Source organism: Parapusillimonas granuli (genome assembly GCF_013416525.1).
Classification (GTDB): Bacteria; Pseudomonadota; Gammaproteobacteria; order Burkholderiales; family Burkholderiaceae_B; genus Parapusillimonas; species Parapusillimonas granuli.
The window spans coordinates 1-25,300 of sequence record NZ_JACCEM010000009.1 but is presented as its reverse complement, the minus strand read 5'-3'; the positions used below and the strand labels follow the sequence as shown (position 1 = coordinate 25,300).

General features: G+C 61.5%; 19 protein-coding genes, 1 tRNA gene, 2 pseudogenes and 1 other annotated feature. Of the genes and pseudogenes, 13 read left to right on the top strand and 9 right to left on the bottom strand.

Annotated elements, in window-relative coordinates; all coding sequences use genetic code 11:
* Nucleotides 1–149: 149 nt before the first annotated feature.
* Nucleotides 150–1,421 carry a Shedu immune nuclease family protein gene (locus tag H0A72_RS16360; RefSeq protein ID WP_180157280.1) on the bottom strand — a complete coding sequence of 424 codons (1,272 nt, stop codon included), beginning with the start codon at nucleotides 1,419–1,421 and terminating at the stop codon, nucleotides 150–152.
* A 136-nt stretch (nucleotides 1,422–1,557) separates the two neighbouring features.
* Nucleotides 1,558–2,795, bottom strand: a protein-coding gene (locus H0A72_RS16355) for an IS3 family transposase (RefSeq protein WP_425502552.1) whose coding sequence is annotated in 2 segments (ribosomal slippage) — nucleotides 1,558–2,513 and nucleotides 2,513–2,795 — 1,239 coding nt in all. Because the reading frame shifts where the segments join, the coding sequence is not laid out codon by codon here.
* Nucleotides 2,398–2,514, bottom strand: a sequence feature (AL1L pseudoknot). Its footprint overlaps the gene before it by 117 nt.
* A 47-nt stretch (nucleotides 2,796–2,842) precedes the next feature.
* Between H0A72_RS16355 and H0A72_RS16350 the strand changes: the two are divergent.
* The 3 genes and pseudogenes from H0A72_RS16350 to H0A72_RS16340 form a co-directional block, all read left to right on the top strand.
* Nucleotides 2,843–3,781: pseudogene (locus H0A72_RS16350) on the top strand (TraB/TrbI/VirB10 family type IV secretion system protein); the annotation flags it as partial.
* A complete protein-coding gene (locus tag H0A72_RS16345; RefSeq protein WP_180157276.1) occupies nucleotides 3,778–3,996 on the top strand; it encodes a DUF2274 domain-containing protein in 219 nt (72 codons plus the stop codon). The pseudogene H0A72_RS16350 and the gene H0A72_RS16345, both read left to right, overlap by 4 nt.
* A gap of 31 nt (nucleotides 3,997–4,027) precedes the next feature.
* A complete protein-coding gene (locus H0A72_RS16340; RefSeq protein ID WP_180157274.1) occupies nucleotides 4,028–4,231 on the top strand; it encodes a hypothetical protein in 204 nt (67 codons plus the stop codon).
* Between the two features lie 53 nt (nucleotides 4,232–4,284).
* On the opposite strand, the gene H0A72_RS16335 is transcribed toward H0A72_RS16340, so the two are convergent.
* Nucleotides 4,285–6,663 (bottom strand): AAA family ATPase, encoded by a 2,379-nt coding sequence (locus tag H0A72_RS16335; protein ID WP_180157272.1) that lies wholly within the window; start codon nucleotides 6,661–6,663, stop codon nucleotides 4,285–4,287.
* Between the two features lie 372 nt (nucleotides 6,664–7,035).
* On the opposite strand from H0A72_RS16335, the gene H0A72_RS16330 reads away from it, so the two are divergent.
* Entirely contained in the window at nucleotides 7,036–7,437 is a 402-nt protein-coding gene (locus tag H0A72_RS16330) for a helix-turn-helix transcriptional regulator (protein ID WP_180157270.1), read from the top strand.
* 15 nt (nucleotides 7,438–7,452) lie between these two features.
* Here the strand turns inward: H0A72_RS16330 and H0A72_RS16325 are convergent.
* Together H0A72_RS16325 and H0A72_RS16320 are read right to left on the bottom strand one after the other, a co-directional pair.
* Nucleotides 7,453–7,529: transfer RNA gene (locus tag H0A72_RS16325), tRNA-Met, on the bottom strand.
* A 104-nt stretch (nucleotides 7,530–7,633) separates the two neighbouring features.
* A complete protein-coding gene (locus H0A72_RS16320) occupies nucleotides 7,634–9,025 on the bottom strand; it encodes a tryptophanase (protein WP_180157267.1) in 1,392 nt (463 codons plus the stop codon).
* Between the two features lie 318 nt (nucleotides 9,026–9,343).
* On the opposite strand from H0A72_RS16320, the gene H0A72_RS16315 reads away from it, so the two are divergent.
* Nucleotides 9,344–10,069, top strand: coding sequence for a helix-turn-helix transcriptional regulator (locus H0A72_RS16315; protein WP_180157265.1), 726 nt, complete (start codon nucleotides 9,344–9,346; stop codon nucleotides 10,067–10,069).
* 64 nt (nucleotides 10,070–10,133) lie between these two features.
* Here the strand turns inward: H0A72_RS16315 and H0A72_RS16310 are convergent, their stop codons facing one another.
* Nucleotides 10,134–12,557: a DUF3772 domain-containing protein gene (locus H0A72_RS16310; RefSeq protein WP_180157263.1), complete on the bottom strand. Its 2,424-nt coding sequence runs from the start codon at nucleotides 12,555–12,557 to the stop codon at nucleotides 10,134–10,136.
* A 150-nt stretch (nucleotides 12,558–12,707) separates the two neighbouring features.
* On the opposite strand from H0A72_RS16310, the gene H0A72_RS16305 reads away from it, so the two are divergent.
* From H0A72_RS16305 to H0A72_RS16280, 6 genes are all read left to right on the top strand, one after another.
* A complete protein-coding gene (locus H0A72_RS16305) occupies nucleotides 12,708–12,887 on the top strand; it encodes a hypothetical protein (RefSeq protein WP_246437079.1) in 180 nt (59 codons plus the stop codon).
* Between the two features lie 95 nt (nucleotides 12,888–12,982).
* The gene (locus H0A72_RS16300; RefSeq protein WP_180157261.1) at nucleotides 12,983–13,198 is read left to right on the top strand and encodes a hypothetical protein; all 216 of its coding nucleotides are present in this window, start codon (nucleotides 12,983–12,985) and stop codon (nucleotides 13,196–13,198) included.
* A 353-nt stretch (nucleotides 13,199–13,551) separates the two neighbouring features.
* Nucleotides 13,552–14,715, top strand: coding sequence for a TRAP transporter substrate-binding protein (locus H0A72_RS16295; RefSeq protein WP_180157259.1), 1,164 nt, complete (start codon nucleotides 13,552–13,554; stop codon nucleotides 14,713–14,715).
* A gap of 82 nt (nucleotides 14,716–14,797) precedes the next feature.
* Nucleotides 14,798–15,430: a TRAP transporter small permease subunit gene (locus H0A72_RS16290; protein ID WP_180157257.1), complete on the top strand. Its 633-nt coding sequence runs from the start codon at nucleotides 14,798–14,800 to the stop codon at nucleotides 15,428–15,430.
* Entirely contained in the window at nucleotides 15,427–17,319 is a 1,893-nt protein-coding gene (locus H0A72_RS16285; protein ID WP_180157255.1) for a TRAP transporter large permease, read from the top strand. The genes H0A72_RS16290 and H0A72_RS16285 overlap by 4 nt, the downstream gene beginning before the upstream one ends.
* Nucleotides 17,320–17,588: 269 nt before the next feature.
* Nucleotides 17,589–19,295, top strand: a complete 1,707-nt coding sequence (locus H0A72_RS16280; protein ID WP_180157253.1) for a methyl-accepting chemotaxis protein — start codon at nucleotides 17,589–17,591, stop codon at nucleotides 19,293–19,295.
* A gap of 40 nt (nucleotides 19,296–19,335) precedes the next feature.
* On the opposite strand, the gene H0A72_RS16275 is transcribed toward H0A72_RS16280, so the two are convergent.
* Both H0A72_RS16275 and H0A72_RS16270 read right to left on the bottom strand, forming a co-directional pair.
* Entirely contained in the window at nucleotides 19,336–20,778 is a 1,443-nt protein-coding gene (locus tag H0A72_RS16275) for a sulfatase-like hydrolase/transferase (protein WP_180157251.1), read from the bottom strand.
* A gap of 7 nt (nucleotides 20,779–20,785) precedes the next feature.
* Nucleotides 20,786–21,763 carry a Bug family tripartite tricarboxylate transporter substrate binding protein gene (locus H0A72_RS16270; protein WP_180157249.1) on the bottom strand — a complete coding sequence of 326 codons (978 nt, stop codon included), beginning with the start codon at nucleotides 21,761–21,763 and terminating at the stop codon, nucleotides 20,786–20,788.
* A 215-nt stretch (nucleotides 21,764–21,978) separates the two neighbouring features.
* On the opposite strand from H0A72_RS16270, the gene H0A72_RS16265 reads away from it, so the two are divergent.
* The gene (locus H0A72_RS16265) at nucleotides 21,979–23,244 is read left to right on the top strand and encodes a tyrosine-type recombinase/integrase (protein WP_180157247.1); all 1,266 of its coding nucleotides are present in this window, start codon (nucleotides 21,979–21,981) and stop codon (nucleotides 23,242–23,244) included.
* Nucleotides 23,245–23,437: 193 nt separating this feature from the next.
* Here the strand turns inward: H0A72_RS16265 and H0A72_RS16260 are convergent, their stop codons facing one another.
* A complete protein-coding gene (locus H0A72_RS16260; RefSeq protein ID WP_180157245.1) occupies nucleotides 23,438–24,415 on the bottom strand; it encodes an Rpn family recombination-promoting nuclease/putative transposase in 978 nt (325 codons plus the stop codon).
* Nucleotides 24,416–24,628: 213 nt separating this feature from the next.
* On the opposite strand from H0A72_RS16260, the pseudogene H0A72_RS16255 reads away from it, so the two are divergent.
* Nucleotides 24,629–25,174: pseudogene (locus H0A72_RS16255) on the top strand (flagellin N-terminal helical domain-containing protein); the annotation flags it as partial.
* Between the last annotated feature and the right edge of the window lie 126 nt (nucleotides 25,175–25,300).

Genomic DNA, 25,300 nt, shown 5'->3' with positions numbered 1-25,300 from the left:
TACTCGCTTAGAGATCGCGAGTCAAGACTGACCGACTGTCTGCTAGACTGGCGGACCATATAGTGGCCAGACAAGGATCGCCAAAGTTGATTACCGAATCACAGCGGGTCGGTGAGGCTCTGGCTGAGCCACATCGCATTCAATATGGACTATTCGGCTTGCAGTGTTGCAGGCGCAGCACTGAGGGCCGGGCCGATGCGCAATTGATCGAGTACCGCCTGAAGCCGCGCCAGCAGATCGTCATAGGTGATGATGTCGACGATACCCTTGGAATCACGGCGCAGCACTTCAAACTCACGTCTTTGCACCTCAGATAGCGTGTTACAACGCCCCATAATCACAATGCCTAGTGGGTTGGTTATCTGGATCCTGAAGCCCGCAGGCAAGTCAGCTCCCAACAATTGGGTCAAGTAGTCCTCGCCACGCAGTCCCCACCGGTTCAAATATCTTAGGTAATGAGTAACCTGACCCATCGCGCCAACCAAGTCGCGCATCGGCAGGTGGTGGTCGCGGTAGCGCGCTGGTAGCATGATGGGCTTGCCCATTGGCTTCTTGATCTCGATGACGTCAACGTTGCCAGATGCATCTACCAAGAGGATGTCGATGCGGCGCCAGGTGGAGTTGTCGGTATCCAAAAGCCTGACCTCGGTGAATGCCTTGATGTACCTGGGATTCAGCAGCAGGATGATTTCCACAATCTCTAATTGCCACTGCGCTTCAGACGTCCCGGCCTCGTTAGCCAGCATGGCCCGCAGCCGGTCCAGAGCAAAGGCGTACTTGGCAATGTCGAACTGACGAAAAGGGTTCTCCAAGTTCGGCACGGTCACAGCAGTGCGTTTGTTGACATATGCATTTAGCAGTGCTTCCGCATCAACAGCCGGCTCTGTGTACTGGCGAATCACAGTGCCGACGCGTGCCTGGACATAGCGGCGCAGCTCGTGCGGCGTCGGAAATTGGTGCAACAGTCGTTCATACTCGCTGATCGGGATAGCATCTGGGTCTGGACCGCCGATGACGATACGTTCAAGGTCGAGGCTCTGCATAATGCGTAAGATGGACACATTGCGCTCTGCACTGAACCATTTCCAGTTAGGTCGCGTATCCCGATGCAGTAGAACTTGCGTATTAAATTCGAGAACTTCCGGTTTGAACCTGAAGTATTCGCCTTCTCCCGTCGCGATGGCAAACACCAATCGATCGTCGTCGACGCCTATCCACACGCTGTCATCATCGCTGGCGGAATTTTCCCCCTCTGAACCGTCCTCCACGAGATCTCGCAGGGTGAGGTGGAACGTTCCCTTCACTACTAAATCCTCGCCGCGTGCGAACCTGTCGTGAACCCAACTAGTACCGTCGCGTGGGCGGTAGATGAGGCAGAACTCGTCATCGAATACCTCGAACTCAACAGCAGGCTTGGTCATATATGTTTCTAGAAAAGGACGCTTCATCGCATCTGACAACCAGTTGCGACTCTATTTTGGACCTATCAAGGTTATCCAGGAAACGCCAGCTAGCTGGGCCACGTGAATCACCCCGGGAATTGCGGAGGCTGTTTGGTTAAAGTGAAACAGGTTCCGCAGCGGGTGCTGCAAGTTGTCGATAGTATCGCTCTTCAGCTTCTGCCGGCGGTATGTCGCCAATAGATCCGAGCAGGCGTTGGTGGTTGAACCACGAGACCCATTCTAGGGTGGCCAGCTCTACGGCAGCCTTGGTCTTCCAGGGGGCTCGTCGGTGAATCACCTCCGTTTTGTACAGGCCGTTGAGGGTTTCGGCCAAGGCATTGTCGTAAGCGCTGCCGGTGCTGCCCACTGACGGGTTGATCCCTGCTTCGTTCAGCCGCTCGGAATAGCGGATGGAAACGTATTGGGCGCCGCGGTCCGAATGATGAACAAGCCCGTCCGCCTCCGTGGGTCGGCGGTCGTAGACGGCTTGCGCCAGCGCGTCCAGCACCAAGTCGGTCGTCATGCTGCTGGCGGCGCGCCAGCCTACGATACGCTTGGCATACGCATCAATGACGAAGGCAACATACAGCCATCCCTGCCAGGTCGACACGTAGGTGAAGTCCGCTACCCACAGTTGATTGGGACGCTCGGCCTCAAAGTGCCGCTTCACCAGATCCCTCGGGCAGGCTGCTGCGCCGTCTGGCACCGTGGTGCGCACACGTTTACCACGCCGGACTCCCTCAATGCCGAGGCGCCGCATCAGGCGCTCGACCGTGCAGCGGGCCACGGTCACGCCTTCCCGATTCAATTGCTTCCAGACCTTGCGCGCGCCGTACACCCGAAAGTTCTGCTCCCAGACTCGCTGGATCTGCACCATGAGCCGTTCATCCTTCTTGGCTCGTTGGCTTCGTCGTTCTGGATTGCGGCATCGTGCGGCGTGGCGCCAGTACGCTGACGAGGCGACCTGCAACACCTTGCAGATCGGCTCGACCCCATACAGATCCCGATGCTGGTCGATGTAGGCGTTTACTTCTTCAGGTCGCGGTCGAGCGCCGCCTGGGCGAAAAAAGCGCTCGCGGACTTCAGAATCTCATTGGCCCGGCGCAGCTCCTTGACCTCGCGCTCCAGCGCCTTGATGCGTTCGCTCTGCTCGGTGCTCACGCCAGGACGTACACCGCTATCGACCTCGGCACGCTGCACCCACTTGAGCAGCGTATAAACCGAGCAGCCGATCTTCGGCGCGATGGACTGAACTGCCGCCCACTGGGAGGGATACTCGTCACGGTGCTCCTGCACCCAGCGCACGGCGCGCTCACGGACTTCAGGGGAAAACTTGTTGTTCTGATTGCTCATGGCTCCATTCTCTCAAGAATTAGAGCCTCCTCAAAATCCGGTTCGATTCAGTGGCCACTTACGCGCCGCCCGGTATCGACGCTGACGCGGCCGAACGGGAAGCGCGGCGCAAAGAAGCCGACGCGGCCGCCGCATCATCGGTATTCTTCCGTACCGGGCAGGGCCAGTCCAGCCAGCCTACGGCAACGGTCGCACAGGCCATGCCTGTCGCGCCGGGTATGGATAACTCCTTGGTCGCCTTCGACCCGCTGGCTGCAGGCCCGGCGTCCACGGCAGCGCAACTCACCGACCCCACCGCAGCACAGAACCGGCAAGACCAGAAAGAGGCTTTCTTGCAATCGGGTTCCACGGAAACCCGCAATTCCGGCAATCTGCAAATGCCCGCCTCGCCATATCAGGTCATGGCCGGAACGGTCATCGCCGCCGCACTGGTCACAGGCATCAAGTCCGATCTACCGGGCGATGTGATCGGCACCGTCACCGAGCCCGTCTACGACTCTGCTACCGGAAGACATCTGTTGATTCCGCAAGGCTCGCGCATCCTGGGCCGCTATAACAGCCAGGTGAGTTACGGTCAAAGCCGGGTGCAGGTTGTATGGAACCGAATCATCCTGCCCGATACCTCGTCGCTCATGCTGGCCAACTTAGTCGGCTCCGACCCGGCAGGCTATGCCGGTCTGGAGGACGATGTGGACTGGCATTGGGATCGCATCATCGGCGGTGCCGTGCTGACCACGCTGCTGGGTGTCGGGGCCGAACTGGCTGCACCAGAAAACCGCCAGGACGGCGACCGCATCATCATCGCCGGACGCGACAGCGCCCAGGACAGCATCAATCAGGTGGGGCAAGAGATGACCCGCCGCAACATGAACATTCAGCCGACTTTGACCAGCCGCCCCGGGCTGCCGGTGCGCGTCATCGTGAATCGGGATCTGGTGCTGCGACCTTACCAGCCGATTTTTTTCAACAAGGGAGTCTCGCAATGAGCACCATCAAAAAAATGCGTTTAGGTCCACTGCCCACGACTCAAACGGTAAAAATAACCTTCGCATGTCCAGCCAGCCTGAAAGCGGAACTCGACCGTTATGCGCAGCAACATGCGCAGACGTATGGTGAAGCAGTCGATGCTGTGATGCTGATTCCACATATGCTGGAGGCGTTCATGGCGGGGGACCGAGGGTTTAAACGGCCAACGCGGTAAGGTGTTACTAAACCCTAGTTGAAATCTTACAATGACGGATATCGGCCAAGAACGGCCACTCGCCATTGGCTGCTTGTTGGCACTTCCGCGCCACACTCAGGCTACAGAAGATTCGAACCGAAATCTGCACCATCGCAGTGGCCTCGCCGGTCTTACTCAACACGGTTTTTTCGCCGCTATGGGCGAAGGGATCTGGCAACTGCTGTTGACGGACGCGGACCTGTCGAAGGCTTGATACCGCACAATATGAACAAACAGGTCGGGATTCAAGGAGCCCCGCTTTCGAGGCTATTGAAGATCCGTTAGGCGGTATTGGCCAGTGCCAATTCTCAGCAGTAGCTTCTGGGCGCAGAGACTACTGATCGTGCGGCCCGCAAGGCTCTCGATTGAGCCATCTAAATCGCTGGCCACCAACATCTCTCGCAGCCACTGCTCCATCTGGGATTTGGTGGCAACTGTCGCCCCTTGGCGCATCCGAAACTCGACGATCGTAGTGGCGAGGAACAGGACAGGCATTTCAGTCTGCCCATGCACAGCGTCATTAGAGCGAGGAAATTGGAAATCACCGACCAATGCCGCCACTTTAATCAGAGATTGCCCCCACGTTCCTGACCGCGCGATGCAAAATTCGGCCGCCTGCAGGACGATCTCAGTGGCCCTGGATTCGTCCAATGGTACGGCCAGGCAAGTCAAACATGTACGAAACGCCATATGCGGTGTCATGGTGTTGCATTCGACGCAGTGGTGGAGATAGCACCCGGTCGGCTCGTTACGCTCAGGGTCGATCCCGGAGATAGGAAGGCTTGTCGTTAGTGAGAGCCACCAGCCCCAGAGCTGAACTCCACGGTTGCTCCATCTAGCTCCACCTTCATAGACCCATCGCCTCCATCGACTTGCATAGGAGAATCCTTCACCGAATATCTCGTGTCTTCCGACTAAGCCTGCGTATTTCTTCACCCTGTTGGTGATGATTCGTGGTTCCGGATCACGTTCATCCTGTTCGAGCAGCGATGCGAGATCGATCGTCTCCAAGCCCTTGCGCAGGAAATCCGACTTCACGCGGCTCAGGCATGTGATCAGTTCGATGGGCACGATAATGTAAGCGCGCGTGGTTGCCCGCCCGAGAGCGCAAGCCAATGTGGTGTCATCCATGTCGATACCCGCCACGACGATGACGACGGGCTTCTCCATGCCGCGATACGCCGAGATTGTGGATTGTGAGACATCAATCCCCTCAAGCGACGAGGAGAACTGACTGAGCACGATCATGTCCTGCCTCATGACACCGGCCTTCGAGAGCTCCGCCGTCAAGGTCTGGATCCTCTTGGAAACATCCCAACTGATGCCTCTGGACAAGTCCTCCTTGGCGATCGGACGAGGGCAGTTCACCTCATGCCGTGGCGGTCGCATCTCCACCATCGCCTGAGTAATGCCTCCGGGATTCCGGTAGACCGTCGCCAGATAGAAGAATCGCTCTCCGTAGGTGTCCTCTAGGAATCGATAGAAGCTGCCCTTCTCGATACCGGGAAGCACCTGGAGCTCATCAGCAAAGACGAACTTGCGCGCATTCGAAAAATGGTCGTGCAGCGCCAAATGATCCGCCTCGTTGAGCGCCTGGGCTTCATCGACGATCAGCACCGCGTACTGGCGATCTACCTTCCCACGCAGGGCCAGATAATGCTCGTCATAGTTGGTCTCGCCAGAGCTGCTGTCCCTGTTCCGTGTGCCCAGGGACTCACAGTAGGAATGGAAGGTCTGAACTGTGACCGCCTGGTCGAGATGGTTCAATTGAGCGGCCACCTTCTGCGTGATCTGACGGTTCTTCAGAAGGAAGAGTACCTTGAGGTCCTGAGACGCGAACTGCTCGGCAAGGGAGCGCGCAATGAGCGTCTTGCCGCTGCCCGAGAAACCCGCGATCAGCCTCCGATCGGAGTCGAGGCACAAGGTCACTTGATTCGCTTGCTTGTCGTCTAATCGAAGCCACAACTCGCCGTCAGCAACGATCTTGCGTCCGAGATGGCCTTCCCGCGCTTCCCGCGGCCAGACGGCGTCGAGGAATTGATCGATTTCACGACTGAAGTTGTTCTGGCTGCCATAGTTCAGTGCGGTCTTCCAGTGCGCCATCAGTTGCACGATGCGCGAAGGTATGTCCCGACGATGCTTCTGTAGGATCAGGATGCCGTCGGGGAGCGGCCGGCCGAGCGGCACGTACGCGCTGGCGATCTGTGAGCTCTCGATATCGAAGTCCGGAAAGTGTACTGCGTAGCCGACCGGACACTTCATCTGCCACGACTGCAGCATCTCGGCGAGGACGAAAGTGTTGTCCTTGACCTGAGTCAGGGGATCGATTTCGTATCCGTCACGTTCGTGAATGAATCGAACACCCGAAGGCTTGTACAGACCCGACTTCGTCTCGATGCAAAGCATACCCAGTTCCGCATGCAGGATTACGAAGTCCACTTCTCCGGACAGGTGCTTCTTTTCCAAGGAGACCTGCAGGTACTTCTGCAGCTCTTGCGAGTACACCCGCTTGGTCCTGCCTCGCAGCCAAGGAAGCGAGTGAATGACGGTGAACCCATCGTCGAGTGCCGCCAGTTCCTGAAAGAGGGTGAATTCGCCTTGGCTGCGAAATTCCGTGTGATCGAGTGTTGGAAATAATCTAGCCATGAACGGAGGAAACGCTGAGCTGGTTTAAAGCATCCAGTACGGTGCTGATTGTTTTGGCATAGTAGCTTCAAACGCCTCGGGGCCGAGCTACGAAAGACGGGCAGCTTGTGGGGACGAGATCTTGTCGAGGTATGTCTCTTCAGGGTCGCAAGCTGCCCGATCCGTTGTATCCAAGCGTGCTGGTTTCCGCGCCAGTTTCTGGCTGACACACTGCTCGTGGCGCGAAGAGCTCAAAAAGCCAACAAACTCATGCGTCGGGCCTGTATGGCTCAGTTGCCACAAGTCACCTACGCTCCACCACGCCCTGACAAGTTTAGTCCTGAGACCATCTGAGGCATCCTAAGGCCATATCAATCCACTGCGGAGATGGCCATGTCCGACGAGCAAGGAATCGCCAAGCGATCGGCACACGCTGCTTTCCCTGTAGCGCCCGCGTTCTATCGCATCGCCGATGTAATACGCATCACTGCACTCAGCCGCGCCACCATCTATCGCCGCATATCAGAGGGGCGCTTCCCACGCCCGGTCAACCTGGGCGGTCGCGCATGCGGCTGGACGCCGACGGCCTTGAATGAGTGGATAGGGAATCCTCAGGGATACAGGAGCCAGGAAGAGCAACAGGAGCCTGCCGCCACCAGCCCGGCGAGGCGTCGTCGCAACACCGATCGTCTCAACTTGTCTCGCATCCGCCGCCGGAAATTTCGGACACAAGTCGGACACGAAGCCAAAACAGGGGCTCAAGAAACAGAAAAGGGCTTAGCGAGTGATCGCTAAGCCCTTGATATTCCTTGGTGGCGCATCCCTGATTCGAACAGGGGACCTGCGGATTATGATTCCGTCGCTCTAACCGACTGAGCTAATGCGCCAAAGAACGTAACTTTAACATATTTTTTTTCGCGTGTGTAGGCGGGGGCATCCAATATGCCATGGGAACGCTCCCCTCGCGCCAGCGACAAACCAAGCGGCCGCATCACGCGGCAATAGGCTCCAGCGATGACTGAAAATGGCGCAGTATGGGCGGCTCCCAGGTGATGCGGTAGCCGCGCCTGATCTGGTGCGCGCGGTGCTTGATTTCGGCCAGCGCTTCGGCGACGACGTCCAGGTGGGCCTGGGTGTATACCCGCCGGGGTATGGCCAGCCGCGTGAATTCGAAGCTGGCTTGCAGTTGCTCCCCGGTATCGGGGTCGTTCCCCAGCATGTAGGATCCGATGTCGCAGCTGCGGATGCCGGCTTCCCGGTACAGTTCGATGGCCAGGACTTGGCCCGGGTATTCGGTGTAATGGATGTGCGGCAGCAGCGCGGCCGCGTCCACGAAGATTCCATGGCCGCCGGCCGGGGCCTGGTAAGCAATGTCGGCCTGGTCCAGCAGCCCGCCCAGGTATTCCATCTGGCCGATGCGATAGCGCAGGTAGTTCTCGTCTATTCCTTCGCGCAGCCCGATGGCCAGCGCTTCCATGTCGCGGCCGCTGAGCCCGCCATAGGTGTAGAAGCCTTCGTAGGAAATGCAGTTGGCCTTGATGCCCTGGATCAGGCCCGAGGCGCCGTCGCGCACGCCGAGCAGGCCGCCCATGTTGACGATCGCGTCTTTTTTGGCCGACATAGTGAAAAAGTCGGCGTGGCTGAACATCTCGCGCACGATCCGGCTGATGGGCACGTCTTGGTATCCGGTTTCGTCCCTCTGGATGAAATAAGCGTTCTCGGCGTAGCGGGCGGCGTCGATGCAGACCGGAATCCCGTATCGGCCGGCCAATGCCGAGACCTCGCGCAGGTTCCGCATGGAGACCGGCTGCCCGCCGGCCGAGTTGTTGGTGATCGTCATGACGATCAGGCCGACGCGCTCGGGGCCGTATTCGCGCAGCAGCTGCTCCAGGCGCGCAACGTCCATATTGCCCTTGAAGCTGGCCCGGTCCGCCGGCCGCCTGGCGGCTTCGACGACGCAATCGATGCAACGGGCGCCGGCCAGTTCGACGTGGGCGCGCGTCGTATCGAAGAACATATTGGAAATCGCCACCTTGCCTGACGACAAGAGCAGCGGAAACAGCACCTTCTCGGCCGCGCGCCCCTGGTGCACGGGCTGGACGTAGTCATAGCCGAAAATGTCGCGGGCCGTGCCGACCAGTTTGTCGTAGCTGGCCGCGCCGGCATAGGCTTCGTCGCCGCGCATGATGCCCGCCCATTGCTCGGCGCTCATGGCGCCCGTGCCGGAATCGGTCAGCAGGTCGATGTAGCAATCCTCGCCCTTGAGGCCGAAGAGATTGTATTTGGCGGCGACGAGCCGCGCTTCGCGTTCTTCGCGGCTGAGCATGCGCAGCGGCTCGACCGACTTGATGCGAAAAGGTTCGGGGAAATATTTGATCGCCATGAGAGGCCTCCGTAAGCGGATGGACGGGAGGACACCCCGGTCGTCGCACGGCGCCTCGGGGCGGCCACGGACAGGCGGACAGTGCGGAAGATAAGGATTTCTTATTTAATTAAGAAATTATTATCATTCTTCAGGCATAATTACATGCCTTGCGAAAAATTATGCCAATATATCGCTGCGCTCGCAAGAACAATTCGAAACAAGCGACTTTATGACGAGAATAATTTCTCGCTGCAAGAGTCCAGTTCTTATCTCGATCATCATCGGCAGGCTTTCAGCCCCGCGTTCGGGATTTTTCGACGACACCGAGAGGCTGCCATGCAGAAACCCTGGCTACAAAACCAGATCGCCTTGACCGGTTTCCTGGGCAAGACCCTGGGGCCGGATTATGAAATCGCCCTGTACGACCTGACCGAAGCGAGCGCTGTGGTTGTGGCGATCGCCAACGGCCATGTCACCCAGCGCACCCTGGGGGCGCCGCTGCCCGCGCTGCTCAAGCAGCGGCTGGACGAATTCCGCCGCCAAGCGGAGGACACGCCGGCCGACGAATGGATACAGATGGCCGACATGACCTCGACCGGCAAGCTGCTGCGCACGTCCTCGCGTGTTCTCGCCAATGAGGCCGGGCGGCGGGTCGGGCTGCTGACCATCAGCTTCGACGACAGCCGCTATCGCGATCTGAGCGAACGCATTCTACGGCTGCGCCACCCCGATTCATTCGTCGACTCGCATTTCGTGTCCCGGCCGCCGACGGATGCGCCACCGGCCGGCCTGGCTTCGGCGGGCGCGCCGCCGGTCGCGCGGCAAGGGCTGGCGGCGGACCTCCTGGCCCGGGCCAAGGCCGAGCTGGCCGGCGAACCCCGGCGCCTGAACCACCGCGAGCGCATGGCCTGGGTGCGGGCGCTGGACGCGCAGGGTTTCTTCGGCGCAAAAGGCGCCGTGGGCCTGTTGGCGGAGGAATTGAACTGCTCGGTGGCGACGGTCTACCGCTACCTGAGCTCTCTGCATGCTGGTGGACCGCGACGGCCCTCAGGGCTGGAATGAATGTGGCGGTTCCTGGCCGGATCGGCCGCCAAGCAAAGCCTGCCGCGGGCCTCGACCGCTCCGGTCAGGTCGCCTTGGCATCGGGCGGCGCGGAGGCGCTCGCGGCTTCAGCCGGCGACGCCTCGGCGCCCGCCGGCGGTATGGACCGCAGCTTGATGTCCCGCTTGCGCAATCCGGCCAATATCTCGAACATCAGCTCGCTACGCACCCTGCCGGCCTGGCGCGGCGAAATCACATAGCAAGTCGCTGAAAACGTCAAGGTCGCTTCGCTGAAGGCGTCGAGCATGACCGAGGGCGCGGGCTCGTCCAGGACGTCCGGCTGCGCGCGTATGGCGCCCAGCATGATCTCGCGCACGGCCTGGGCGTCGACGTCCAGCGCCATGTTGAACTTCAGCGTGACCACGCCCAAAGGGTTGGCCATCGTCACGTTGCGCACCTTTTTCGTGATGAATTCCGAATTGGGCACGATCATCGTCGAACGGTCGAACATCTCGATTTCCGTCGCGCGGGCGCTGATCTTCCGCACATTGCCCTCGACTCCGTCCAGGCTCACCCAATCGCCCACCCGGATGGGCCGCTCCGCCACGAGGATCACGCCGGACACGAAATTCTGCACCACGGCCTGCAGGCCGAAACCGATGCCGACCGACAGCGCGCTGACGATCCAGGCCATGCGCTCCAGGCCTATGCCCAGCGACGAAACAGCCATCATGATGACGGCGAAATAGCCAAGGTAGCCCAGCAGGTTCGCCGTCGACGTGCGCATGCTCTCGTCCAGCCGGGTGACGGGCAGGAACTGGTCCGATATCCAGGACCGCATCACCCTGACCGCATAGACCCCGGCCGTCAGCACCACCACGGTCAGGGCGATCGAGGCCGGCCTGATCCGCGCCTCGCCTACATGGAAGCCCGCCATCAGAAAGCCCAGGCGCCGGTGCAGCCAGTCGCTCGGATCCTCTCCGAAAGGCAGGAGCACGAGCGCGATGGCAAAGAGAATCAGCGTCAGCCGCAGCACGCCGGATGCCAGCACCAGCAGCTGGCAGCGAGTGCGCGCCTGCTGCGCGGCCAGCACGTCCGCCGCGCGCTCCTCGCGCACTCGGGCGACGAGGCCGTCGAAGACGTCGGTCACCAGCACCACCAGCAGGTAAGCGGTGCTGCCGACCAGGGCCAGCCAGATTATTTCCTGCGCCACCAGGCTGCTCAAGGCAATGAAGCCCAGCAGGAAGGCGGCCAGGCTTGCGACGATGACCAGCACCAGGATGGACGGCACCGCGCGCACCCACGTCGCCGGCGGCGCCTCGGCGCCGGCCGGCCCGTTCCGCCCCCGCTCGTGCAGGCTGGACCGCAGGCTCAAGGCCGTGAACCCGATCAGAATATTGAGCACCACCGTCATGGCGCCGTTGACCAGCAGCGTGGTGCTGAGCGTGGCGTTGATCAGCTCGAGCACCCGCTGCGCCGACCACGCCAGCATGATCGTCACCGCGAACACCAAGGGAACCCATGACAGTTTCATGGCCAGGCGATCCGTCAGCGTCGGCAGCCGCCAACTGGGGCGTCCGGGCGAAAGAAGCACCATGCCCAGCCCCGCCACGAATCCCGCCACGTGGACGATGGTCACGCTTTGGTCCAGGAAGGCGTTCAGGCCCGCATCCAGCCCGCCCTCCCAGCGCAGCACGAACAGCATGACGCCGGCAAGCAGACCCGGCACCACGGTGTAAAGCGCCACCATCAGCACGGCGTAGATCGAGCGGCGCAAGCGCGCCGGCTTGGTATGCCTGACGGTGAAGGCGCCCAGGCCGCGCCGCCCTGCTTCCCCGATGGCCAGCAGCAGCAAGGCCACGGCCAGCGCCCCGGCCCAGACACGGGCGGGTACGGCTTTCAGGCTGTCGCCCAACTGGTCCAGCAAGCCGTCGAGCCGCCGCATGTCGCGCGGCGCATCGCGCACAACGTCGCGCCAGAACCCCGGCGCCAGCAGAGACTGCGAACGCGTGCCCAGCTCCGCCTGGAAGCGCGCCCGCCGCAACAGGGAGACCTGGTCCTGGCCTTGCCTGGCGTCCACGCCCATCAGCCGGGCCAGCTTGATCTGTGAATCGAGCAAGGCCTGGCGTTTCTTCAGTTGCGCCCGCTGCTGGGCGATATCGGCCGGCTCGGCCGCATCGGCGGCGGGCTCGCCCAGTTCCTTCAAGCGCGCCTCGACGCCGGCCAGCTCGGGCTCGAGCTGAGCCACGATATCGTCGGCCAGCGACTGGGCCGCCTGCAAAGCGTCGCGCATGCCCACCAGGCCCGCGTCGTCGATGCCTTCCGGCTTTTGCTTGAGCCGCTCCTGGATGCCGGTGACGGATTGCCGGGCCTTGTCCAGCAAGGCGCTTTGGTCTTGCGCCGCGGCGGCCTGGGCGAAAGCCCGCGGCGCAATCCCGCCCAGCGCCAGCGAGAGCGCCAGGCAGAGCAGCCAGATAACGGCAAGTCGGCGGTGAAACAGCTGCGCCATGCGGGCCCGTCTTGCTGAAATGATTGGAAATCGGCATGGTAGCAAATTACTTGCCCGAATGGCGCACGCGCGCATCGACGAGCGCCAAAACCCGTGACGCGGCGGCACGCCGCTTGCTGACAGCATCCTCCCAAACACCTGGAGCCCATCATGACCCGCAAGCCAGAGAATCCGCAAAAAGACGATCCCCCCAAGGAAAGCCAGCGCAGCCACGGCGACCAGCAGCGGCGCAGCAAAAAGGACGGACACACCAGCCAGATAGGCAGCAGCCAGGACCAGGTCAGCCAGCGCCCGCGCAACCCCAACCCGAACCGGCAGCCTCCCGGCTAGCCCGTGCAACGAACGCCGCCGGCATCCCGGATGAGCCGTTCATCCGGATGCCAATTGTCACACGCCCGTCAAATTTTGCCGCCATACTGTCCAGCATGAACACAGACACGCAAACCGACTTCGATTTCCCTGCAGGGCCCAGTGACGAAGCGCTCGCCACGTCGATACGGCGCATGCTTTCCGTAACGAAAGACTCCTGGCAGGTCAGCGACGCGCCGGCTCCGAAACGCAGGCGCAAGATGCGCAAATCCGGCCTGCCCGCGCAAGGCCATTTCCCCTGGGTGCACGGCCGCATGCGCGGGTTTGCCTGACCAGGGCCTGCCGACGCCGAAAGAAGCGGTTGGCGCCGGCCCGCGGGCGGCGCCGTGAAAAGCCCGGTTCCAAGCCAAAAAATAAAAACCGGCACTACGTAATAACCCTGCAAGCGCATCCCGGCGGCCCATCCGCGCTTGGGCCCCGCATTTCTTACCGTACGCTGAAAACCCGCATGAACATTGAAGTTTTGCTTCTTTCCTTATTGTTTGAAGCCTAAAACAAATTGCCTCTTAGGGGTTTCCATATTATTGACTGTAACGCTTGCTATCGCCTATAAATGCCACGGCAGTCAATTTGCATGCACGCATCGCATGCGGCCCCGAAGCACAAAAAGCCAGGAGACAAACCAATGAACAACAGCAAGAACGCGGACAGCACAACCGTCCTTTCCAAACCCACCCGCCGCCAGTTTCTGGGCGGCGCCGCGGCCGGTACCGCCGCCGCGGTCACCATGGGCTTTCCCGCCATTGTCAGCGCTCAAACCCCGGTCAATTTCCGCTTCCAAAGCACATGGCCCACGGTGGACATCTTCCACGAGTACGCGCTCGACTTCGCCAAGAAGATCAACGACATGACGGGCGGTGAGCTGAAAATCGAAGTTCTGCCCGCCGGCGCCGTGGTCCCGGCTTTCGCCCTGCTCGACGCCGTCTCCAAAGGCACGCTGGACGGCGGCCACGGCGTGCTCGGCTACAACTACGGCAAGCAGAACGCGTTGGCGCTGTTCTCGTCCGGCCCAGCCTTCGGCATGGACGCCAACATGGTGCTGGCCTGGCACAAGTACGGCGGCGGCAAGGAGCTGCTCGACAAGCTCTACTCGCAAATCGGCGGCAACGTGGTCACCTTCCTTACAGGCCCCATGCCGACCCAGCCCTTCGGCTGGTTCAAGAAGCCCATCACCAAGGTCGAAGACCTGAAAGGCCTGAAGTTCCGCACCAACGGCTTGGCCATCGACCTGTTCACCGCCATGGGCGCGGCCGTGAACGCCCTGCCCGGCGGCGAAATCGTGCCGGCGCTCGACCGCGGCCTGCTGGACGGCGCCGAATTCAACAACGCCACCTCCGACCGCCTGCTGGGCTTCCCCGACGTGTCCAAGGTGTGCATGCTGCAAAGCTTCCACCAGTCCTCCGAAACCTTCGAGATCATCTTCAACAAGGACAAGTACAACGCCCTGCCCGACAAGCTCAAGGCCATCATCGCCAACGGCGTCGAAGCCGCCTCGGCCGACATGTCCTGGAAGGCGGTCGACCGCTACTCGCAGGACTACATCAAGCTGCAGAAGGAAGACGGCGTGCGCTTCTACAAGACGCCCGACTCGATTCTGTCGCAGCAACTGGTGGTGTGGGACCAGATCATCGCCGAAAAGAGCAAGACCAATCCGCTGTTCAAGGAAATCGACGAATCCCAGCGCGCCTTCGCCGCCCGGGCAATGGCATGGGACATGGACACCAACAATAACCGTCGCATGGCCTACAACCACTACTTCGGCAGAAAGCCCGCTCCGAAAAAGAGCTGAACACCCTTAGCTCTGCCTCGCAGCGACACCGCCTGACGATCCGGGCGGTGTCGCCATCCCCTCCAGCAAGGTGAGTCTTTCCATGCAAAAATTCTTGCGCGTTGTTGATCAGGTCAATACCTGGATCGGACAGCTATTCGGCTGGTTCGTCCTGGCATTGACCTTATTCGTTACCTACGAAGTCTTTTCCCGCTACGCCCTGGGGGCGCCCCACTCATGGGCGTTCGATGCCATGAACATGATGTACGGCACGCTGTTCATGATGGCGGGCGCCTACACGCTTTCCAAGAATGGCCACGTGCGGGGCGACGTACTCTACGGCTTCTTCCCGCCTCGCCTGCAAGCCGGGCTGGATCTGTCCCTGTACATTCTGTTCTTCATTCCGGGCGTGGTCGCCCTGGCCTGGGCCGGATACAACTATGCGTCCGAGTCCTGGGTCATCAACGAGCATTCCACGATCACGGCCGATGGTCCGCCCATCTATCCCTTCAAAGCCATCATTCCCCTGGCCGGCGTCACGCTGCTGTTCCAGGGCTTCGTTGAAATGGTCTATTGCGTCCAGTGCCTGAAACAAGGCGAGTGGCCCAAGCGCGACAAGGACGTCGAGGAAGTCGACGTAGACAAGCTCAAGGACATGGTCCACGTCAGCGAAGAAGACATGAAGCAGCTCGGCATCGAGCCCGATGACCAGAAACGTGAAGGGAACCAACAATGAGAAAAGAAGTCTGGTTCGGCCTGTCCATTCTGGCCGCCGTCATTATCGCAATCTTCGTCCTGATGCCGGCTCCGGCCGACATGACCAACGGCCACCTGGGCCTGCTCATGCTGGCGCTCATCGTCGTGACCATCATGCTCGGCTTTCCCACGGCGTTCACGCTCATGGGCATGGGGGTGATGTTCACTTATCTCGCGTACCGGAACATGGGCACGCAGGTGGCCATCGAGCAGACCCTGGACCTGATGGTGCTGCGCACGTACGCCGTCATGACCAACGACGTGCTGATCGCGGTGCCCCTGTTCATTTTCATGGGCTACCTGGTCGAACGCGCCAACCTCATCGAAAAGCTGTTCAAGAGCATGCACCTGGCCATGGCGCGCGTGCCGGGCTCGCTGGCGGTCGCGACCATCATCACCTGCGCGGTGTTCGCCACGGCCACCGGCATCGTGGGCGCGGTCGTCACGCTGATGGGCCTGCTGGCACTCCCGGCCATGCTCAAGGCGGGCTACAGCATCAGGCTGTCGGCGGGCGCCATCACCGCCGGCGGCTGCCTGGGCATCATGATCCCGCCCTCCGTGCTCCTGATCGTATACGGCGCGGTGGCCGGCGTATCCGTCGTCAAGCTGTATGCCGGCGCCTTCTTCCCGGGCATCATGCTGGCGGTGCTCTACGTCATCTACGTGATGATCGTCGCCAAGATCAGCCCCAAGTCGGCGCCGCCGCTATCCCAAGAAGAACGCCGCGTGACCCTGCCCGAATTCGCCCAGACGGTGAAGGACACCGTCAGCAACCGGGCGCTGCCCGGGCTGATCGGCGCCATGAAGGGCAAGCGCAACGTCGGCGTGCCCATGAATACGCTGCTGTGGCAGTCCTTCATCGCCCTGCTTCCGGCGCTGGTCTTCGTAGCGGCCATGGGCCTGACCTACAAGATCGTCACCGCGCCCGCGCCCGCCGAAGTCACCGGCCTGGTCGAAATGGGCTTCTCGGCCGAATTCGACAGCCAGGACCAGTATTCGGGCGGCCTGGCGGAGCCCGAAGGCTCCGAACAGGCGGCCGAGCCCGCGGGCGCGCAAACGGCTGAAGCCGCATCCGACGCGGCCGAGGAAGCTGCGGAAGAATCGGCGGCCGAAGCCAGGCCGGCGCCCCAGTCCTTCTGGATCACGCTCGCCATCGGGACGATCCTGCTCATCATTTTCTACGCCTTCTTCACCTTTGCGCGGCTTGAAATCTTCAAGATGCTGCTCAGCTCCTTCTTCCCGCTGGCCATCATGATCCTGGCCGTGCTGGGCAGCATCGTGTTCGGCTTGGCCACGCCTTCCGAGGCCGCCGCCATGGGTTCGTTCGGGGGCATCCTGCTGGCCCTGGCCTACCGCAAGCTGAACATGGAAATGATGAAGGAATCAGTGTACCTGGCGGCCAAGACCAGCGCCATGGTGTGCTGGCTGTTCGTCGGATCCAGCATATTCTCGGCGGCCTTCGCGCTGCTGGGCGGGCAGGAAATCATCAACAACTGGGTGCTGAGCATGAATCTGACGCCGGTCGAATTCATGATCATGGCCCAGATCGTGATCTTCCTGCTGGGCTGGCCGCTGGAATGGACCGAGATCATCGTGATCTTCATGCCCATCTTCCTGCCGCTGCTTGCGCACTACCAGATCGACCCGCTGTTCTTCGGCCTGCTGGTGGCGCTCAACCTGCAAACGGCCTTCCTGTCGCCGCCCGTGGCCATGTCCGCCTTCTATCTGAAGGGCGTTGCGCCGCCGCACGTGACGCTGAACCAGATCTTCGCGGGCATGCTGCCCTTCATGGGCATACAGATCATCGCCATCGTGCTGCTGTATCTGTTCCCCGCCATCGGCATGTGGCTGCCGCAAGCGCTGTATTGATGCCGTGAAAGCCAGGGGGCCGTCCCGCGGGGGGCGGCCCCTTTTCATTCATGGCGCCCCATGGCGCATGCATTGGCGGCCCTGGAAAATACCCGCATCATCCGCGCAAATACCCATGTCGTAGGCATGGTTTTATGAGCTAGAATGAACAAATTAACGCTGCTCACGACAAAACGTAAGCAAGCCGCCGCAGAGCCCTGGGCAACCAGGGCTTTTTCATAAGCGCAGACCACCGCAGCCTGCCCCCGCTTCAAGAGACATCGCCAACCATGCGCAAGAATTATCCCGTCTACGATGTAGAAACCAAGCTGCGTCCGGATCAGTACCTGATCTCGAAAACCGACAAGAAAGGCCGTATCACCTACGCCAACCCCGCCTTCTTCGAAGTCAGCGGCTACACCCGCGAAGAATTGATCGGCAAGCCCCATAACGTGATCCGCCACCCGGACATGCCCCCCGAGGCCTTCCAGGATTTATGGGACACGCTGCACGCCAAGAAGCCGTGGCTGGGCCTGGTCAAGAATCGCCGGAAAGACGGCGGCTATTACTGGGTGCTGGCCAACGCAGCCCCCATTTTCGAAGGCGGTGAAGTCACCGGCTACGCGTCCGTGCGCATCAAACCGACCGACGAGCAGATCGCGGCCGCCCAGGAATTCTATGATCAAGTCAATGCCGGACGGGCGCGCGGCTACGCCATCAAAGGCGGGCAACGCGTGCGCACCGGCTGGCGCCGGCTCGTGGACCTGGCCTGCGCGCCCTTCAGCAACACGCTGCGGGCGGGCATGCTGCGCATGGCGGCGCTCACCACCGCCACCATCGCCGCCACGGCCTGGTTCGCCCTGACGGGCGGCGTGCCCGAGCCTCATCGGTGGTGGGCGCTGGGCGGCATCGCCGCGGCCACCATCGCGAGCCTGGTCTACGGCTGGATCATCGCCCAGCGCGTCGTCCGGCCGCTGGAAGGCGCCGCCAAGATCGCCAGGCAAATCTCCGCCGGCAACCTGCAGATAGACATCGACGCCGACCAGAAAGGGGAAGTCGGCAACCTGTATTTCTACCTGGACATGATGCGCAAGAGCCTGCTTGGCATCGCCATCGACGTCCACAACGGCGCCCGCGTCACCGCCAGCACCGCCCAGGTGCTGGAAGCCAGCAACACCAATCTTTCCGCCCGCACGGAAGACCAGGCCGCGTCCCTGCAGGAAACGGCCGCCAGCATGGAACAGCTGACCGTCACCGTCAAGCAGAATACCGACAACGCCAACCTGGCCAGCCGCCTGGCCGATGCCAGCATGCAGACCGCCCAGCGTGGCGGCGGCGTCGTGAACGAGGTGGTCGCCACCATGCACGGCATACATGAAAGCTCCCGCAGGATCGGCGACATCGTTTCCCTGATCGAGGACATCGCCTTCCAGACCAACATCCTGGCCTTGAACGCCGCCGTCGAATCGGCCCGCGCCGGCGAAGCCGGCAAGGGGTTCGCCGTCGTCGCCGGCGAAGTGCGCAGCCTGGCCCAGAAGAGCTCCACCGCCGCCAAGGAAATCAAGGAACTCATCAAGGCCTCGGTCGAACGCATGGCGGCCGGCTCGGAACAGGCGGCCCGGGCCGGCGCGACCATGGACGAAATCGTCGAGTCCGTGCGCAAGGTCACCGACATCATGGCCGAGATCTCCACCGCATCCGCAGAACAATTCGGCGGACTGCAACAGATCAACCAGGCCATCACGCAAATGGACGGCGCCACGCAGCAGAACGCGGCCCTGGTTCAGGACCTGGGCCACACCGTGCGGGCGCTGGGCGACGAAGCCAGGAACCTGCGCCTGTCCATCGATGTGCTGAACACCGGCGGAAAAAAGCCGGCGCAAGCATTCGCTGACGCCGCTTATGACGCAGCGCCGGCCCTTGAACCCCAGGAACGGAAGGCTCGCGGCGGCGCCATCAGGCTCATCCCCGCCGAGCGCGAGGCCGTATCGGCCTAGAGCGCTTCACCGCCTGCATGCCCGCGGGCGGTGAAACGCTCTACACCGTCGGCACGGGCGAAGCGCCCGGCGTGCCCATGGACAGCGCCTTTTCCCTGCCCCCGAACGACGCCACGAGCGCCGCCTGGTCTTTTTTCGCGCGGGCATCGGCCGCCACCGGATCCAGGATGGCGCGCAGCTTTTCGGCGTAGCGGCTGATGACTTCCCGATACTCCGGCTTGCCGGCAAGATCGACGGCCTCGCCGGGGTCGCTCCGCAGATCGAAAAGCTCCGGCGGATAGCCTACGTATTCATGGTATTTGTACCGAGCATCGGCGACCATGTAGCCGGCCGAGTCCGAGCCGATGGCGTGATATTCACTGAGTACCACGCGATCGGGATCCTCTTTTTCATTGGCCAGCTTCACCAGCGAGGCGCCCGGCAGATCGGCGTCTTCCGCATGCCGGCCGGCGCCGGCCTCCTCCGTGATCGTCGGGTACAAATCGACCAGGCTGACGGGCGTGCCGCACACCTTGCCCGCCGGCACGTCCGGCCCGCATAGAATCATGGGGACCGCGGTCGACTCCCGGTACAGCAGGCACTTGTTCCAGGTGCCGCGCACGCCCATGTTGTCGCCATGGTCGCTGGAATACACGACCGTCGTGTCGCCGGCAAAGCGCGTGTCGTCCAGCGCGGCCAGAATCTTGCCGACCTGCTCATCCATGAAAGTGGTCAGCGCATAATAGGTCGCAATGGCAAGCCGCTTGCGCTCGTCGGGGCCCACCGCCGCGTCATGATCCGAATACCTGACCTGCCGCTCCACCCACGGGTGGCGCACATAGCCGTCCCTGGGCAACAGCCTGGGCAGCGGGATCTTGTCCAGCGGATAGAGGTCCAGGTAGGCTTGCGGCACGATCAAGGGGAAATGCGGCGCGACCAGGCCGACGAACAGCACCCAGGGCCGGCCGTCTTGCGATTTTTCACGATCGCGCAGCCATTGCACGGCCAGCTCCGCCACGCTCCGATCGAAACGGTTGTAGCTCGACTCGCCCGCCCCGATCTTGTCGAACAACGGCATCTTGCCGATGGTTTCAGGCAAGGGATCGCGCACCGATCCAAACACCTGCCCGATGCCGTCCATGATGTGCACCGGCAGCTGCTGCCGGTCGAACCCGGTCGGGTCCTCTTCCTTGCGGTAATGCAGCTTGCCTATGGACTCCACGGGTATGTTCGCCTGCTGCAGGCGATGGCCCCAGCTGGGGGTGCGCCCATCGTAGGCGATGGCATTGTCCCAGCAGCGGTGCTCATGCACATGGCGGCCGGTGGCGATGCTGGCGCGCGCCGGCACGCAGATCGGCGAAGGCGTATAGGCCGCGGTATAGCGTGTGCCCTTCTTGGCGAGCGCATCCAGATTGGGGGTCTGGACCATGGCATGGCCCGCGCAACCCATGACGTCGGCATTGTGCTCATCCGACAGCAAGACGATGACATTCCTGGAACCCATACCGACCCTAATTGCCTTTGAAATCCAACGCCTTGACGAGCGTCTTCCATTGTTCGTAGTCGGACTTCAACAGCGCCGCGGCGGCCTCGGCCGCCAAACCGGCCGGATAGAAGCCCTGCTGCTTGAATTGCTGCTGCAGCTTCGGGTCGGTCAGGGATGCGAGCACGGCCTTGCTGAGCGCATCGACCACCGGCGCCGGCGTCCCCGCCGGGGCGCTCATCACCGCCCAATCCTCGATGACCAGGTCTTTCAGCCCCGACTCGGTGAAAGTGGGGACATCCGGCAGGTCGGGATTGCGCTGGGAGCCGGTCGTCGCCAGGACGCGGATGCGCCCGCTCTTGTGGCCGGCGACCAATGCGGGCGCGGTCGCGCAAACGGCTGGAACCTGGTTCCCCATGGCGTCCTGCAGCGCGGGCGCCGTGCCCTTGTAAGGCACGTGCAACAGTTCGATGCCCGCCTCGCGCCCCAGAATCATCCCGACCAGATGCGGCGTCAGCCCGACGCCCGGCGACCCGTATGCGCCCAGCTTGCCGTCCTTGCGCACGGCGTCGATATAGTCCTGCAATGTCGAGACATTCAATGCCGCGCTTACCGCGAAGCCGTAATCGAACGAGGCCAGACGCGCGATCGTCACCAGATCGCGCAGCGGGTCGAATGCGACATCGCTTTCCGTATGGGGCGCCAGCGTCAGCACCGGAGACGGCGTCACCAGAAGCACCGAGCCGTCCGGCGCCGACCGCCGGACCGAATCGACCGCCAGCCGGCCGGCCGCGCCCGGCTTGTTTTCAACGATGAAGGTCTTGCCTTCGTGTTTCTGCAACTGCTCCGCCACGATGCGCGCCAAGGCATCGAACCCGCCGCCGGCCTGGAAACCGACGAACAGCTTGGTGACGCCCGCCTGCGCGGCGGCCGGCCGGCCCCAGCCCAAAGCGGAACCCGCGGCAGCCGCCGCGGCGAACGAAAGAAAGTGTCTCCGTGTGGTCATTGATAATGGCCCCTGCGTAATATTCATATGGATCAAGAAGCTCACTATAGCAGCCGGGCCCGTTGCTTCGAAATTACTTTTCAGGCTCGAACCGGGGCGCATCCTTCCATCGGACATCTTGTTGCGCGGATTCCACGAATACCTCGAGCCGGCGCAAATGTGTATATTGGCGCATACGCACGCCAACCATCCCGCCCAATCCATCGTTACCCGCCATGGCAACCAGCTTGCTGACCGTACGGAAAATCGAAACAGCCACTCCCCAACCCAAACCCTATTCGCTTAAAGACGGCGGCAGCCTGTACCTGTACGTCACTCCCGCCGGGGGCAAGCTTTGGCGCTATCGCTACCGCATCGGGTCGGTGTCGCAAGTATTCTCCATAGGAAAATACCCTGAAGTCAGCCTGCAAGCCGCCCGCCTGGAACGCGACAAAGCCCGCGAACTCGTCAAGCAAGGCATCCATCCGCTCATCAACAAAAAAGCCCTTCTCAGCCAGCAAATCCAAAGAAACGGCCATACTTTCGAAGCGGTGGCGCACGATTGGATGAAGTCCAATAAATCATGGAGCGACACCTACGCGAAGCAAGTAAAAAGCTATCTCGAACGGGACATCTTCCCCGTCATCGGAAAGCTGCCCATCACGGCGGTCGGCGTGCTGAACATCCGCCCCCTGATCCTGGACATCTCCGAACGCGGCGTCAGCGCCGCAATGGCGGTGCGCCAATGGATCAGCCAGATCTTCAGCTATGGCGCACAGCAAGGCCTGTGCGAACACGACCCGGCCGCCATGCTGAAACGCCTCGTCAAGCGCCCGCCCATTCGCCATAACCCCCCCTTGCCCTGGCAGGAAATCGCGCCTTTCATGCGCAAGCTGGATGATTGGGACGGTTTTTTCACGACGAAGACGGCGCTGAAGCTGGTTGCATTGACCTTCGTCCGCACCGTGGAAATCCGCCGCGCCACCTGGGACCAGTTCAGCCTGGAGGACGCAACCTGGTCGATTCCCGCGGAAAACATGAAAATGCGCCGGCCCCATCTTGTGCCGCTGTCCCGGCAGACGCTCGCCTTGCTAAAAGAACTGCATGCCGTCACCGGCCACGGCAAATACCTGATTCCGAACAGCCGCAGGCCAAACCAGCCCATCGGCGTAACGACGCTGAACCACGCCATCGAATCACTGGGATACCGGGGCAGGTTCTCTACACACGGCTTTCGCTCCACCGCCACCACCTTGCTCAGCCTGCTGAGCTACCCGGACAACCGCGTCGACCTGCAGCTGGCCCACACCAAAAAAGACCCCTCGCGGGCCCCTTACGAACATACCAAATACGTCAGTTCGCGCCGCATACTGATGCAAGACTGGGCGGACATCCTGGACGCCTTGACGCAAGGCGCCACCCTGCAGCAGATCACAGAGGAATTCGGGCCCATGTCGGAAAGAAGATCCGCTTTCCTGAAGGTGGTCGAACGCGAATACTGAGTCAATCGCAATTTTTCAGGGCGAAGGCGACAGATCCAGCACCACTGTCCGCTTACTTTAGCCATAAGTTTTTGCGGCAGCGAAATAACGGACGGGCTATACCGTTTACACCTGAGCTGCCCGAGGGTCATGGATGGCAGTCGGGACGTTCCTTGCTGGATGCAGGAAAGCAATCAAACATAAATCGTATGGTTTACGACGAAGGGCTTTGTGTCGAAGCAAATACCTGCACGATGGAATCGGCGTCGACAAAGTTCAGGGCCCAAACCTCCAGCTCGGCAGCGCTGCCTGTGTGGATGCGCTGAACCAGGGTGTCCGGCAAAGGGCCGAACTTTCGGATCAGCAGACGTTCCAGCAGCGCTGCTTGGCCAGACAGCTCGCCTTGCCGCAACCCCTCCAGGATCCCCTCGCGCTTCCACTGCCGGGCCCACATGCCCGGCTTCTCACTGATCAACATGACAAGCTCCTGCAAACTCGTGACCTGGGGCACCGCCTCTTGCGGCTGGGCCCGCGACAGCACCAGGTGCTGGATATAGGCGGCAAGGCTGCGGTTCAACTCCTCAAACCCCTCCCCTTGCACCGCGTCCATCAAAGTGTGCAGTATTTCCGGGATTTGCTCAATGGCCGTGCTGTGCTCCAGCCGAAAAAGCAGCCCCGCCAGGTTCGCATCGGGCAGGCCGCCCGCGCGCAGCAGCGCGCCTTCGTCGATCAGCACGTAGCGCAGCTGCAGCTGGTAGCTCGATAAGTCCGGCACCGACGGCTCGATCAGCCCGGCCAGGTCCCGCTGCGCGCGCCAGGGACGCCGCCCGCTATAGAGCACCACCGGCAGGATGGGCGGCAGCAGCCGCCTGACCTGCTTCTGGCGCAGCAGCGACTGGTACAACAAGCCGGCGTAGGTCGCCATGCGCAGGGCCATGTAGGCGTCGGGCCGGCTTTGGTGCTCGAGCATGAGCAGCACGTACAGCGCGCGGCCCGAACGCCGGGGGATCTTCCAGGCGCCGTCGCCCACGCGCCGCTGCAGGCGCTCGGCCACGTACTGCGTGTTGACCTCGCGCAGGCCCGCCCAGTCCAGGTCCCGCAGCCAATCGGCCTCCAGCACGCAGGCCAGCAGGTCGCGCAGCATCTGGGGGTGATGGAACACGCGCCGGTAGGCGGCATCGCGCTCGCTCATGGCGGCCTCCCTGAAGTGGATGTCAGGAGACCATCATGGCTTGGATCACGGCGCGGGGGCAGCGGCTGTCGAGGGAATGACCATCGCGACAATCACGCATGGACGAGCTGCTGCAGCGGATCATGCCATTGCTTTGAATTGAAGGCCTATGTGGTATTTTGCCAAATTATGCCTCTGATTTAGCTCAGAAGGTTCGTTGTTAACACCAACTACCTGGCTCAGGTCTCGCAGAATAACCTGCAAAAGTCGCAAGGCGCCCTGGGCACGGCCATTGAGCGCCTGTCGTCCGGCCTGCGCATCAACAGCGCCAAGGACGACGCTGCTGGTCAAGCCATCGCCAACCGCTTCACGGCCAACATCAAGGGTCTGGGCCAAGCCACTCGTAACGCCAACGACGGCATCTCCATCGCGCAAACGACCGAAGGTGCGCTGAACGAAATCAATAGCAATCTGCAACGCATTCGCGAACTGTCTGTGCAAGCAGCGAATGGTTCAAACTCGGATTCTGACTTGAACTCGATTCAAGCAGAAATTCAGCAGCGTCTGGATGAAATCGATCGTGTCTCGGCGCAAACGCAATTCAACGGCGTGAAGGTTCTGGCTAAGGACAATGAACTGAAAGTCCAAGTAGGAGCCAACGACAATGAGACTATTTCCATCAATCTTAAACAGATTACCGCCAAAACGCTGGGCTTGAACGGTTTTAACGTTGACGGCGAAGGCTCGATCGCTAATAAGCAGGCGACTGCCGATGATCTTGACCTGTCCCGGCTTTTTCGATCCAAGGTAACTTGAGACAATGGCCTCTCAGAGAGTGAGAGGCATATGAAGAAGACGCGATACAGCGACGAGCAGATAGTCCGGATCCTGCGCGAAGCCGATAGG

What these genes read in the sequence shown, in the direction of transcription:
- H0A72_RS16360 (WP_180157280.1), bottom strand. Translation starts at nt 1,421, where the DNA reads ATGACCAAGCCTGCTGTTGAGTTCGAGGTATTCGATGACGAGTTCTGC.
- H0A72_RS16345 (WP_180157276.1), top strand. Translation starts at nt 3,778, where the DNA reads ATGAGCACCATCAAAAAAATGCGTTTAGGTCCACTGCCCACGACTCAA.
- H0A72_RS16340 (WP_180157274.1), top strand. Translation starts at nt 4,028, where the DNA reads ATGACGGATATCGGCCAAGAACGGCCACTCGCCATTGGCTGCTTGTTG.
- H0A72_RS16335 (WP_180157272.1), bottom strand. Translation starts at nt 6,663, where the DNA reads ATGGCTAGATTATTTCCAACACTCGATCACACGGAATTTCGCAGCCAA.
- H0A72_RS16330 (WP_180157270.1), top strand. Translation starts at nt 7,036, where the DNA reads ATGTCCGACGAGCAAGGAATCGCCAAGCGATCGGCACACGCTGCTTTC.
- H0A72_RS16320 (WP_180157267.1), bottom strand. Translation starts at nt 9,025, where the DNA reads ATGGCGATCAAATATTTCCCCGAACCTTTTCGCATCAAGTCGGTCGAG.
- H0A72_RS16315 (WP_180157265.1), top strand. Translation starts at nt 9,344, where the DNA reads ATGCAGAAACCCTGGCTACAAAACCAGATCGCCTTGACCGGTTTCCTG.
- H0A72_RS16310 (WP_180157263.1), bottom strand. Translation starts at nt 12,557, where the DNA reads ATGGCGCAGCTGTTTCACCGCCGACTTGCCGTTATCTGGCTGCTCTGC.
- H0A72_RS16305 (WP_246437079.1), top strand. Translation starts at nt 12,708, where the DNA reads ATGACCCGCAAGCCAGAGAATCCGCAAAAAGACGATCCCCCCAAGGAA.
- H0A72_RS16300 (WP_180157261.1), top strand. Translation starts at nt 12,983, where the DNA reads ATGAACACAGACACGCAAACCGACTTCGATTTCCCTGCAGGGCCCAGT.
- H0A72_RS16295 (WP_180157259.1), top strand. Translation starts at nt 13,552, where the DNA reads ATGAACAACAGCAAGAACGCGGACAGCACAACCGTCCTTTCCAAACCC.
- H0A72_RS16290 (WP_180157257.1), top strand. Translation starts at nt 14,798, where the DNA reads ATGCAAAAATTCTTGCGCGTTGTTGATCAGGTCAATACCTGGATCGGA.
- H0A72_RS16285 (WP_180157255.1), top strand. Translation starts at nt 15,427, where the DNA reads ATGAGAAAAGAAGTCTGGTTCGGCCTGTCCATTCTGGCCGCCGTCATT.
- H0A72_RS16280 (WP_180157253.1), top strand. Translation starts at nt 17,589, where the DNA reads ATGCGCAAGAATTATCCCGTCTACGATGTAGAAACCAAGCTGCGTCCG.
- H0A72_RS16275 (WP_180157251.1), bottom strand. Translation starts at nt 20,778, where the DNA reads ATGGGTTCCAGGAATGTCATCGTCTTGCTGTCGGATGAGCACAATGCC.
- H0A72_RS16270 (WP_180157249.1), bottom strand. Translation starts at nt 21,763, where the DNA reads ATGACCACACGGAGACACTTTCTTTCGTTCGCCGCGGCGGCTGCCGCG.
- H0A72_RS16265 (WP_180157247.1), top strand. Translation starts at nt 21,979, where the DNA reads ATGGCAACCAGCTTGCTGACCGTACGGAAAATCGAAACAGCCACTCCC.
- H0A72_RS16260 (WP_180157245.1), bottom strand. Translation starts at nt 24,415, where the DNA reads ATGAGCGAGCGCGATGCCGCCTACCGGCGCGTGTTCCATCACCCCCAG.